This window comes from Pseudomonas sp. FW215-R2 (assembly GCF_058789255.1).
The window spans coordinates 242,612-255,397 of the sequence record NZ_JBYTBO010000003.1 but is presented as its reverse complement, the minus strand read 5'-3'; the positions used below and the strand labels follow the sequence as shown (position 1 = coordinate 255,397).

General features: G+C 57.3%; 6 protein-coding genes. 2 read left to right on the top strand and 4 right to left on the bottom strand.

The window, feature by feature from the left end; translation table 11 throughout:
* Positions 1 to 10: 10 nt before the first annotated feature.
* The 4 genes from AC3WRD_RS06080 to AC3WRD_RS06065 all read right to left on the bottom strand — a co-directional run bounded on the left by AC3WRD_RS06080 (position 11) and on the right by AC3WRD_RS06065 (position 9,460).
* Positions 11 to 3,442, bottom strand: a complete 3,432-nt coding sequence (locus AC3WRD_RS06080) for a DUF6543 domain-containing protein (RefSeq protein ID WP_102619465.1) — start codon at positions 3,440 to 3,442, stop codon at positions 11 to 13.
* 141 nt (positions 3,443 to 3,583) lie between these two features.
* Positions 3,584 to 6,136 carry a helix-turn-helix transcriptional regulator gene (locus AC3WRD_RS06075; protein ID WP_102619464.1) on the bottom strand — a complete coding sequence of 851 codons (2,553 nt, stop codon included), beginning with the start codon at positions 6,134 to 6,136 and terminating at the stop codon, positions 3,584 to 3,586.
* A 139-nt stretch (positions 6,137 to 6,275) separates the two neighbouring features.
* Positions 6,276 to 7,643, bottom strand: a complete 1,368-nt coding sequence (locus tag AC3WRD_RS06070) for a DUF1329 domain-containing protein (RefSeq protein WP_102619463.1) — start codon at positions 7,641 to 7,643, stop codon at positions 6,276 to 6,278.
* A 23-nt stretch (positions 7,644 to 7,666) separates the two neighbouring features.
* Entirely contained in the window at positions 7,667 to 9,460 is a 1,794-nt protein-coding gene (locus AC3WRD_RS06065; protein ID WP_096819067.1) for a DUF1302 domain-containing protein, read from the bottom strand.
* A 701-nt stretch (positions 9,461 to 10,161) separates the two neighbouring features.
* Here AC3WRD_RS06065 and AC3WRD_RS06060 point away from each other — a divergent pair.
* Positions 10,162 to 12,342, top strand: coding sequence for a pyocin-S2/colicin E7-DNase domain-containing protein (locus tag AC3WRD_RS06060; RefSeq protein ID WP_102619461.1), 2,181 nt, complete (start codon positions 10,162 to 10,164; stop codon positions 12,340 to 12,342).
* The gene (locus AC3WRD_RS06055) at positions 12,335 to 12,601 is read left to right on the top strand and encodes a bacteriocin immunity protein (protein WP_219737151.1); all 267 of its coding nucleotides are present in this window, start codon (positions 12,335 to 12,337) and stop codon (positions 12,599 to 12,601) included. Before AC3WRD_RS06060 ends, AC3WRD_RS06055 begins: the two co-directional genes overlap by 8 nt.
* Positions 12,602 to 12,786: the final 185 nt, after the last annotated feature.

Sequence of the window (12,786 nt, the reverse complement as noted above, 5' to 3'; positions counted from 1 at the left end):
GATCGCCTTATCAGTGCACTGTGGTCTGACTACTGCGGCTCTGATTATCCTTCATCAATTGCTCGATGATTTCGACCAGACGCTTTTCTCCCAGCGTCTGCCCCGTGGCCTGGGACATCCAGCCCACCACAGTTCTGGCATCCTTGCCCAGGTCAAACAAGGTCTTTTGAGCAGGCGTAACCTTGACCGGCTTGCCGGCTGCGGCTGCTTTTCCGAGACTCACCAGTCCGATCAGCGCGGATTTTCCATGATCAAGGGCGGCAGAGTAATTACCCCGCTCATACGCTCTCGCACCGTCGTAAAGGCTCTTGAACACCTCCACGGCGGTGACGGCTATGCCGATCGGAGGAATCACCAGACTGATGATGTTGGCGGCAAAAATCACGTTGTCATAAACCAGACCGGCTATCACCTCATTCAGACTTGTGGTCCGTGCGTCGATGTCGCTGAGAATGCGATAGATCCTGTCGTCATGAAGCATAGAGAAGCCCAGCATCCGCACAGCGCCTTCCGGTTGAGGGGGGGCGACGGTGTTGACCGTGGCAACCAGATTGTCGAAGTAATCATTCACAACCTTGCGATCATCAATCTTCACTCGCGCCATGTAGTAATCGCGGAACGGCCCGTAGCGGAAACGAATGGAACCGACAAACTCGTCGACCGAGCGGAAAGCCACATCGTCAGGCGCGTTGGGCGTGTAAAGATAGTCAAGAAATTTCCCATAAATGGACATCCGGAAAATATAGACTCCTTCGACAATTCGACGGCTCTGCAGGCGGAACTTGTAGATCCCCTCGTTTGTATTCGATGGAAAAGGAGAAGCGTCATTGCCTGCGGTCTCACTCAGGTTGTCGACCAGGCGTTGAATCCCTTTGAAAACGTCCGTAGAAAGCTGCCCGGAGAAATACTGATGACAGGCGTCGTAGTGCATCTCACAGCGGACTTTCGTGGCATGCACCGCCCGCTTGAACTCATAGCCCGGGTGATTGCGATCCAGGTAATCGCTTTGTAAAAACCGGGTGTAGTGGTCCCCGGGACGCAAGGTTTTCGACCAACTGGAAAGATCCCTGATATCCAGTTTTTCAATCGACGGATGCCCACCCGTCACGTAGAACTTCGGATTCTCATCAATCGACCGGCCAGGCGTCGCCGGGACTTCAAAGTGGCGGCCCTCAATCAGGACAGTGGTCAGATCCAGATGGAAATCGTCGGTCTGAATCATGATTTTGTCGGGATCGACCTGAACCCTCTGACCACGTGACAACAACACTTCTTCAATTCGCTGCTTGATCAGATCACGGGAAAACTGCTCGAAAGTCGGATAGCCGTTCTCCCGGGAATCCACCATCGACAATGCTTTCAGTTCAGTACTGAGGCGGGCGTATCTTTGCCGCGCCAGTGATCCGGCAGAGAAGTAGGCAGCCGGCGCCAACACTCGGACACGAGCGGCCTCACCCGCGTAAGCCACTTCACTATGACTGAACAACGGCTCACCGGCATTCAACGCCATGAGTCCCGGCACCAAATCCAATTCATACATGTAGTGTAACGGCGTAGTTCCTCCCCCCCTCAATACACCGACAGCAGCCAGATCGTCAGGCGGGATCAACGATTCGGCATAAGCACGATTATCGGAAAGCATGGACTCCATCCAACGATTGAACTGGTAGATGTCGGCGAACTTCACATAGTCGAATTGGCCGTGGGGCATCTTCATCAGTGCATAACGAGTTGTTGCTGTGCGCGGCATGAACAGCAGCACGTTTTGCAATACCACTGGCCGGTATTTCAGTTTCACTCCCCGTATTTCCACGGAGGGATCACCTTTCAAGGTGCGTTGGATCAACGCAACGTCTGTGGCATTGAAACGTGCAGAGTGTTGGGCAACGAACAGCGCGAACTCCGCCTGACTACGCAGATAGTTGAAATAAGCCTCGCGAAACTCCTGCGGAGTACTGGAAGGCAGGGACCTGCTGAACTCCACACGCAGATCCCGATTGGCCAACCAACCTTCCAGTTTGGCAACGGTCAACCCGCTGTCCGCCGGAGCGCCTTCGATACGCAGGGTCGCGCGGTTGCCAGCATCATGCAGGCCGATAACCATGAACTCGGTTAACGTGCGAATATCTTCCTGCTGGATCGTACGTCCGCCGACTTCTATCCGGTACAGGCTATGGACCTTGATTGCATCCGGGTCAGGCCGCATTCCCAAAGCGCTGTCACACCAGCGACCGAAGTGCTCTACGGCATAGTCGTGTAGCGAAAACAGCCGATCGGATACTTGGGCATATTCGAACTCATATCCCTCTTTCGAAGTTTCAAGGGATTCGTAGGTATCGCGTATCGCCTCACCGGCCGACTTTAACCAGTCTGGCCACTCCAGGCGTTTGACCAGTATGCGCAACGCCCTGATCCGCTGGTACAGGTCAGAGTGCATCGGAAAAACCTGATGAATATTCTCCAGCTCGCGGACAAATCCCTCTTTGCGTGGCTCACCGGATCTGATGCGCGCAGCAAATTGTGCCTCCTGATCCCTGAGTCGGCTGCCCACACAGTGCGAGAACACGCTGACCGACAATGCCGGATACCTGATTGCATCAGGAGCAACTGCCAGCCGGCTGCACATTGCTGCATGCAGGTCGGCACTGCTGGAGAAGTATTCGAAACCGTTGTCCGGCGTGTAAAGGAACCAGCCGTAAGCGTCGCCGGACAACTTGATTTCGGAAGTTGTGATGCTCGAATAGGGCATGACAAAACCGGATACCAGATCCCGCTCAATGCCAGACGCCTGACGGAGACTGATTTTGTAGGCCCCGGATAACTTCGCCTTCAGCAACTCGTTAGCGCGCAGAGCCTGGAAGCTTTTAAGCGAACCCGCCACTTCCGTCAGGGCCAACTCGGCCTGCAATGCTTCGGAAAAGGCAACTTCCAACAATGCCTTTTGAGTTGTCGATTCCCCGGATTCGCTGCGGGCCGGACTGTTCCAGTACTGACGGAGTGCACTCGCCTGATCAGTTGCCACCTGCTGCAACGCCTGAATCAAAACATCCTCGACATCTGAAATCTTGACATTTCCGACTCTCAAGCGCGCATCTGTTGTATCCGGGCGCGAATAGACAAAATCAAGACCAAGTACATAAGACGTATAAGCACCGCGCCCCAGACAATCAAAAAAAACATCAAGTATCGAACCGGACGGCCTGTTCAAAATATCATACGGATCATCACCGGAATTAATATATAGACGTTCTACATCAATAGACTTTCCCAGTCGTTCGAATCGTTCCGAGAGTCTTTTCCGCAAGATATCCCTCAAGGACGGAGAACGTTCCAGCACCGCTCTCAATTCATCCCCCGCACGCTGTACGTTCTCCAGCGCTACCTGACCATCCGCATTTTTCAGAACGGCGTCGGCCGTTGAACTTTTGAACATCACACCCATTGGATACATCCTGTAAATTCGTCTATGTGGAAATAGCCTCATGCCACTTCCTTACAGGACCAACGATTACTCATCTGATTTAAAATCTAAAGACGCTGCTTATTTCAACATATCTATACAGCAACACCCAGCCTTAATTACTCAACATAAATTTAGCAACTTCGCCCTGGCCACTGCTTGAGTCCGGCGTTCAACGCCTAATTTCCCATGTATGCGTCGCACATGAGTTTTAACTGTATGCAATGAAATGAACAACTTCTCGGAAATTTGCTGATTGGAATCACCGAAGGCAATCAACTCCAGGACTTTAAGTTCTCGCTGACTGAGGGGATTGAGCGGCGTACTTTGTTCTTCCACAGGTACCGCTGTTTCAACAGCGCGCCAGTGCAAGGGAATCTCCGCGCACCGGGCGTAGAGCTCGGCCAACATTTGCTGCAGGTTGCAACGCTTGATGATCTGGCAGCCCTGTTCGAAGAACTTTCTGGCTTGGGCCGGCTCGCCGAGAACCAGCGCCACTTCGGTCAGTGTCAACAGCAACTCGGCCTCCAGCCTGGTCAGCCCGAGAGCCTGAGCCGACGCCAGCAAGGCACCCAACCGGATCAGAGGCGTTTGCATCTGATCCAATCGGGTCTCGGCCAGAACCAGCAAACATTCGATGCGTGGAATCAGCTCAAGCGTCGCCGGCGGTGCCTGCCGTGCATGTGGGCCACGATAATGTCTGAGCACCCGGCTCAATGCCTCGTGAGCCAGTTCGGGGCGTCCTTGTTGCAACCAGAATTCGCTGCTGACCTGCAACAGCACACCGCGATAGACCGTGTCCGGAATCTGTCGCTGTTGCATCAACCGTTCGGCGTCCCGCAGTCGCATGAAGGCTTGAGCGTAATCGCCCTGATTGGCGGCCAGTTGCGCCTGACCGAGAAATCCGTAAAGCACTCGCTTGTCAAAGCTGCACAGGCAGTCGTCGAGCCCTTGCTGGAAAAATTCGGCCGCCGGGCCTGGTTGCCCCATGCTCAATGCCAGCCGCCCCCGGCGCAGGGCGATCCGCCCCAGCAGCGGCGTCGGTCGCTCGACGGACGAACCAAGCATTTCGCAAAGGCCGGACAGCAGTTCTTCGGCTCTGGCCGATGCCCCTCGTTGCTCCAGCAGCTGGGCATGATCAAGCTCCAGCAACGCTTCGAACAACAGAGAACCCTCAGCCCGGGCCAGGCACAGTGCTTCACGATTGATCGAATGAGCCAACTCCAGATCACCGCACAGCAACGCCTGCTGAGTGCGGCCCGATAGACAAAGCAGGCGTGCCGTCCAGGCCTGCGGCGACAGATCGTTCAAGGCTTGCTCGAAGTGATCGCGTGCTTCCTCCATCCGTCCTTGCAGATGCGACAGCCAGCCTTGCTGAGCCTGCCAGCGGGCGATCAATTGCCGTTGCTGGTCAGCCGACGGTGGCGGCAAAAAGCGCGAAAGTTGCCCGATGCAATCTGCAGCCTGCGCAAATCGCCCGGCGAACAGCAACGCCGCCGTGATCAAACCGACCAATTGCGCAGAGCTCAGCAGCAGTTCTTCACCGCGTTGCTCATAAAGACGCAGCAACAGCACAACCGTCTGCTCCTCGAACAGATGCTCGAAAGTGAAGTGCTGCAACAGGCTCACCGCAACCTCGTACTCTTCGGCCAGCAACGCCTGCTCGAACGCACATTTCCAATGCTGTCCGGCAGCAAACCACTGACAGGCCCGGCGATGCCAGGAACGTCCGGCAGGCCAGGGTTCGTCGCGCATCAAACGCGACAGCGGGGCACACACCTGCAACCAGTCCGGCGCCCCTTGCCAGGGCTCGATAAAACACCCGAGGGTTTGCAGACTGCGCATCCATTGCGCCCCGTCGCCAGCACCGAACAGATGGTCGCAAAGGCCGGCATTGAACCGCGGCAAATGCGCCAGCACCCGCCAGGCCTCGGCCAGTTCCGGGCTCAAACCACTGAACAGTTCGTGTTGCAGGTAGTCCAGCAAGGTGTCCATGCGTTGCTGCGGCAAGGTCTTTTGCGACCAGTCGCATTTTTGCATCAACAGCATCCGCACCCCGGCACACCAGCCGCCACTGCGCTGAAAGATACGCCCCGCCACACTGTCGGCCTGGGCGGGAGGCAAATGACGCAGCACTCCTGCGATTTCATCCCGAGTCAGTGCCAACGCCGCGCCTTCACATTCGTACAAGGCGTCATCGAGCAGCAGGCGCGGCCAATTGCAGGATGGGCGCCGTCGCGTGCCGATCCACCACGTCACGGCCGGACTGCTGATCGCCAGCATCCGGTCGAGCAATGCATCCAGCGCCGGCTCCGGGGATCGGCAGTAATCGTCGATCAGCACCCAGGTCACCGTAGACCGTCGCGCCAGTTCATACAGCAGTGACGCTTCGTCCGAGGTTGTCAGCCCCATTGCTTGCGCGAGTCGTTCGCAAAATTCGCCAGCGTTCAAGGATGCACCTGCCAGCGGCAACCAACAGACGGTGCAATTGACGGGTGCCTGCAGCAGGCATTCGGTGAGCAGCGCGGTTTTGCCGCTGCCGGCCGGCGCGCAGATCAGTTTGACCCGTGCCGTCGACTCAAGCAGTGCATCGCAAAGTCGCGGACGTGGCAGGTGATGGGAAGAAAGTCTCGGAAAAAAATCTGCTCGATCCAGACGGGGTGTCATGGCGGTCATCGGGTGCGCCTTTTTATCGTTGTGCGTTCACCCTAGCCCTCTCCCCGATGCTTGTTGACGAGTATTCAGTACGCTGATTGCTGCCCATAAAAAAGGCGACCAACCGGTCGCCTTTTGTCTCGCGAGTGTATCGCTCCCCTTACCGGACGCCCTCGGCGCGCAGGGCCGAAGGAGTGAAGTCGGCCGCCTTGGCTTCGAAGCCGAATTCGAAGCTGTGCTTCTCCTCGTTCTTCATGCCCAGGGCAATGTAGCGACCGGCAATGATGTCGTAGAGCGCTTCCAGGGTGTAGGCCTGGGCCTGGTGATCGTAGTAGTACTGGGCATGACCTTCGGCCACCCGCCACAACTGTCCGCGACCGTCGTAGTGATCGGCCAGCGCCACTTGCCAGCTGTCCTCGTCGATGTACATGTGACGCTTGGCGTAGATGTGCCGCTCGCTTGGTTTGACCGTGCCGATCACTTCCCAGACCCGGTGCAGTTCGTAACGGGTCAGGTCCTGATTGATGTGCCCGGCCTTGACGATGTCGTCGTACTTGAGCTTCGGCGAATCGAGTTTGTAGCTGTTGTACGGAATGTACATTTCCTTCTTGCCAACCAGTTTCCAGTCGTAACGATCCGGCGCGCCGGAGAACATGTCGAAGTTGTCCGACGTACGCAGGCCATCGGCGGCGGTACCCGGGCCGTCGTAGGCGACTTGCGGCGCACGGCGAACCCGGCGCTGACCGGCGTTGTAGATCCACGCCAGACGCGGTTCTTTCACCTGGTCGAGGGTTTCGTGCACCAGCAATACGTTGCCGGCCAGACGTGCCGGGGCAGTCACGGACTGCTTGAAGAAGGTCAGCACGTTGGCCGCCTGCTCCGGATCCAGCTCCTTCATCAACTGCGGCACGGCGATCTCTTCCTCGAAGCGGATCGGTGTGTAGCTGCCGTTGGTCTGCGGGGTCACCTGGGTGATGATCCGGCGCAGGTTGCCACCGTGGTAACGGGTGATGTGGTTCCACAGCACCTCGACACCGTTCTTCGGAATCGGGAAGGCGTAGTAGCGATTGCCGGTGAAATTGGCCAGGCCGTTGCCGTCGTTGATCGAGGTCACGTTCAGTGCGCTGCGCTTGGCCGACTCGTAGATTTCCGGCGGCACGGCGACGGTGCGGTGGGTCGGGTAGACCGGAATTTTGTAGGTGTCGGGATAGCGTTTGAACATCGCCACCTGGCCTTCGGAAAGCTTGGCCTTGTACTGGTCGACGTTGACCGCGGTGATGGTGAACAGTGGTTTTTCGCTGGCGAACGGGTCGGCGAGAAAACCTTTGCTGTCCACCGCCCCGGCGTTTTTCGGGATGCCTCCGGTCCAGGCCGGAATCGAGCCATCGGCGTTACCCGCCTTTTCGGCGCCCAGCGGCGTCAGGCTGGTGCCGAGTTTCTCGGCCTCTTGCGGCGACACCGCCGCGATCACGTTGGCGGCCAGCAGACTCAAGGCCAGGACACCGCATTGCAGAATCATCTTGCGCATTGATTTCATCCTTCTCGGGCAGATCAGAAGTTCACGCCGAAGCTCAGGGCCACGAAGTCACGGTCGGTGAGGACGTTGTAATCGCCGCCGAAAAAGTCGGTGTAACTGAGGCTCGCGGTGTAGGTGTTGCGGTAGTCGGCATCGACCCCGACGCTGATTGCCTTGGCGCCTTCGTTGAACAGCCCGTTGGGGCCGTAACCGGAGACGTCGTGGGACCAGGACAGGTTAGGCTTGAGGTTGATCCCGCCGATCACGTTGGCGTAGTCGAGGATGGCCCGGGCGCGATAGCCCCAGGAGGTCGACGTGACGAACCCGCCGGTGTCACCACCGAAACCGTACTGGCCGTACACCGAATCGCGGCCGTAACGCAGCTTGCTGCGCGACTCCAGACCACCGACCCGGACCACCGCCGCCTCACCGACCACGGTCAGGCGTTCGGCGCCCAGCACCTGATCGAAGAAGTGCGTGAGGGTGCTCTGCAGTTGCGTCACTTCCTTGCGCCGATAACCCTTGTTGTCGGCGCCCGGCGAGGTGGTCAACGGGGATGCCGCGCCGCCAGCGATCGGGTTGAGCAGCGCCAGCGTCAGGTCGTTGGTGTTGACCTGCACCGGGGCGTTGGGGCGGTAGCTGAGCTCGCCGGTCCACGCAGTGCCAGTGGGCAATGTGGTGGCGAAACTCGCGCCATACAGACGGATGTCTTCCGGGTATTCGAGGTAATACTGACCGCGTCCGAGCATCACGCTTTGCGCCAGCCCGGAACCGCTGCCGGGGGCCAGGCGATTGGCGGTGCTGACCATCCCCGGCAGCGCCGCCAGAGTCGACAGGCCCGCCGTGGTGGTGCCCACCGTGGGCGTACGGCTGTGGTAGTTGAGGAAATAGAGGCCATATTCGGTATCGTCGCCGAGCCAGCGCAGCGCCGTACCCCACTGCCCGGAATCCCGTGCATCGCGATCACCGCCACGGGGCACGACGACGCCTTCGCGCGTGACTTCAATGGGTTGTCCGAAAGCGGCGGCCACCGGTGCCAGCGGGGCGATCGCCGGATTGGCGACGGTGTAACCATGGTTGCAACCATCCGCCGCGACGTCGACACCGAAGAAGGTGCCGCAGTTGTCGAGAACGGTCTGGTCCCACTCCAGTTGATAGAAGCCTTCGACCGAGAGCTTGTCAGTCAGGCTTTGCGAGCCGAACAGCATGTTCACCGGAATCAGGCCTTCCTTGATCTCCGCACCGGGCCGACGGAACGCCGAAACGTCGATCGGGTTGATGCTGTTGATCGAGTTGCCGATGAAGGTACTTTCGCCCCAGCTCACCACCTGCTTGCCGGCACGCACGGTGCCCGGCAGATCGGCGATGGAATAGTTGTGATAGACGAACGCATCAAGAATCTGCCCGCCGGAAGACTTGGCGCCTTCCTTGCGGCCCTTGTCGCTGATGGGCTTGAACTCGCGGTCTTCGTCCTTGAGTTCGAAGTCGTACCAGTACTTGCCACGTACGAACACACCGGTGTCGCCGTACTTCAACTCAAGGTCGTGGATGCCCTTGAAGATCTTGGAAAAGGTCTCGCCCTTCTTGAAGTTCAAGCGCCCGTCATCACCGGTCGAAGACTGGCCCGTACCGCCATTGACCGTGCCGACCAGCGACTTGTCTGCATCGCGCATGCCCCAGCTCGCGCCGACCGACAGCGATGAGTCGAACGTGCCTTCGATTTCGCCGATGTTGAAATCGATCGCATGGGCCTGGGCACAGCAACCCAAGGCGACCGCAGCCGCCAGCGCCTGCGGTTTGAAGATGGCGCGCATTGTTGTTTTTGTCATGCGTCTTCCCCGGTGAGTGACAGAAGGCCCCACCCTACTGCCGCCACACGGGGACGATAAGCGCACCAAGGAGGTATTCGCGCTGTCGCCCGAAAGGATGAATCCCCGCCTGGAACGGGGCTTGCCGCGAGGCATGGGCAAGCTGGATAACCCATGATCAATTCAACGGATGATGCCCACCTCAAGACGCAGCACTGTTACATGCCCCGTAACAGTGCATGTCCGGAATCGCTATTTTTCCTTTGGCTTCAAGCCCTTATTCTGAGCGGGCTTTCACGGCAGACCGCCACGAAGCACAAAGCCCGCGACCGAGTCGTCGGCAACCGATTTCTGATGGACCGAAGCGTTTTTCGCTCCATCGCCCCCGTGTTCACTGACGTTGATTTGTAGCTCCTTGATCCAACGTCTTACCTTGGCCGCTGCGTTTGCAGCGGCCTTTTTTATGGGCGATGGTTTATCGCGCCGAGTCAGCAATCAGTCACTCCCCCCGCCACTGTCAGATGCTTCCTGAATCCTTTTCGGAAACTTCCTTATTGAAATAACGAACAACTTCTATTCGTTATTTATCACCGAGTTTTCTGCCGCACTCTTCTGTAACTGCCTACAGGACTCTCGGACCCGCACCCGAGGTTTCACCTGTAACTTCTAATGGCAGAACAACTCATCACTTTTAAACAGCGCACATTCAAAAGGATATGAATATGCAAAGGCCTCCAGCATGGGAGCTGACCGAACCTGTCCACACGACAGCACCAGCGCCTCCCGGCTACAACCCGTTACCGGCAACGACATTCGATATCAGCAGCAGCGGCGCCTTTCAAAGGCCGCCTGCTTTTGCGGGCAACGTACATATCGTGAAAGGCACCGCTCAAGTTCTGGATCAGGAGTTTCAGGCCAGAGCCAGTCAACTTGCACAAACCCTCGAACATGAACTTGCCGCCGCCAGACTTGAAGTTTCAACTCACCCTCTGCCGCCCGCCGAGGCAATCATTCGCGAGCTCGGTGTTCGCAATACGCTGATGGCGCGCAAGACTGCCGAGTTTCATCGCCAGACCGCCTTGGGCAACACGTTTTATGGCAGCGATCCCCTGAACCGGCCGTTGAACGATTTCACCGCGCGAGCGCGAACGATGGAGCGCCCTCTCAAGCCTGATGGCATTGCCTTTCAGACCTGGTCGTTCTCATACCGGGCCGCTCACGAAGCGAGGCTGTTGTCGCAATCGTTGCAGTTGCTCAACCAGCAGCAAGTCAATGTGCTCAACTGGCTGGCGACCGTTCAGGCCAACGATCAAGCACGAATCGCTGCAGAGCAACAAGCGCAGAGAGCTGCTGCCGAACTGGCGCGGATCAATGAACAAGCTCGACTTGAAGCGCTGGCACAAGCTGCACGCGTAGTGGCCGAGCGAGAGCGCGTTGCCGCCGAACAACACCGTCAGCAAGCACTCGCAGAGGCGGCACGGCAGCAAAAGGAACAAGAGGAAATCCAGGCTCGTGAAGAGGCGCGCCTTGCAGCGCTGGCTGAAGCACAACGGCTCGCCGCTGAGCAGGCGCAAATCGCCGCCGACGCTGCCGCGCAACAGATTGCTGCCGAACAGGCACGTCTGCAAGCGCAAGCCGATGCTCAGCGCCGCAATGAAGAGCGCCGGCTGCTGGCTGAAAAAACACGGCAGGAAAAACAACAGAAAGCGCTGCGAAAGGCACAGAAAAGACGCCGTAAAAAAGCGCGCAAGAACGCCAGGGAACAAGCCCGAAGGCAAGCAGAAAACGCCCTGAGCGGACAATCTGCCGTCTTTGCCAATGCCGGATCGATGGCCGCATTCGGCCCGACCTTTACCGGGCCGCTCGGTGTTTTTGGCAACAACCCGGCAACCACGCTGGCACTCAGAACGTCGCTGCGAACGGCGGTGTCCCTGGCGCTGGCGGCCATCTCCACAGCGGCGGCACCAGTGATCGTCGGATTCGCCGCTTTGCTCGCCCCCTCGAAACTGGGCAATGGCGATCTTTACTCTGCCAGCGTTCCACTGTCAGACCTCGCACCCGACTTGAGCAGCGATGAGCTGTATCAGTTGGCCGCCATTGGAGGGGAAGTCAATCTGCCGGTCAGGCTCGGTTCGTCGACGATGGGCGACAAAATCGAGTTCGTTGTTGTCACCACGGATGGTCTGACTGTCCCTGCCAATGTGCCCGTCAGGGCCGCCCACTTCGACGCTCGCACCAACACCTACGTTTCCACTGCCAGCGACGCCAACGGCCCCACGCTGACCTGGACGCCATTGGTCAATCCACTGAATCCTTCGACGGATTTACCGCAGGCCGATACGGATCTGCCGGTTTACGACGGAGCTGAAGTGATTCCCGGAGAGGGACGGATTGATCCGTTTCCTGAACTGGATCGGTATGAGTTGGGTGGGTTTATCACGGTTTTTCCGATTGAGTCGGGTATACCGCCCACCTTTACCATGTTCAGGGATCGGCGGCAGGAACCCGGAGTTGTCTTCGGGGTGGGGAAACCGGCGTCAGACAGTTGGTTGGGGGAGGCGGCGAAACCCCATGGCGCGCCGATTCCTGAGCAGATTGCGGATAGACTCAGAGGAAGGGAGTTTTCAAGTTTCAATGCGTTTCGCCGGGCATTCTGGAGGGCTATAGCGAAGGAAAAGTTACTGGCAGATCAATTTACTGAAATCAACAAGGTTGATATCAGAAAAGGTCTGTCTCCCAGCACGCGCTTCATAGAGCAGGTCGGCAGAAGGAGGAAACTTGAAATCCATCATATAAAACCGATCAATGAGGGCGGGGCTGTTTACGACTTGGCCAACCTGACACTATTAACTCCAAAGCAGCACATTGCTAAACACTCAAAAAAAGAGAACAGTGATGATTGAATTCAAGAAAAAATTCGAAGACTACACAGAGCTGGAATATTCAGCTCTCATAATTCGTTTATTTGAAGGAGATTACTCATCAGAAATGGAGCATGACGCAATCGTTGAAAATATCGTAGCAACTTCCGAACACCCTGATGGCACCGATATTTTGTATTACCCAGAGGAAGGTGTCGAAGACAGCGCCAGCGGAGCGCTGAATGCTATAAAGCAATGGCGGGCAGCCAACGGGAAGCCAGGCTTTAAAGCTGAGGGATAAGAAAACGACAGCGAGCAGTGTATCCACTACCTGCTCGCTTTAAACGCCTTTCAAAGCGAATACTTCTGCAGATTCGCCACCCCTTAAGGACTACAAACTCGACAGCGAATTAACTCTCCTCTACAACGAACAGGCAATGAATCCAATGAATACTCAAGATGAACGAGAATATCAACACGACCTGA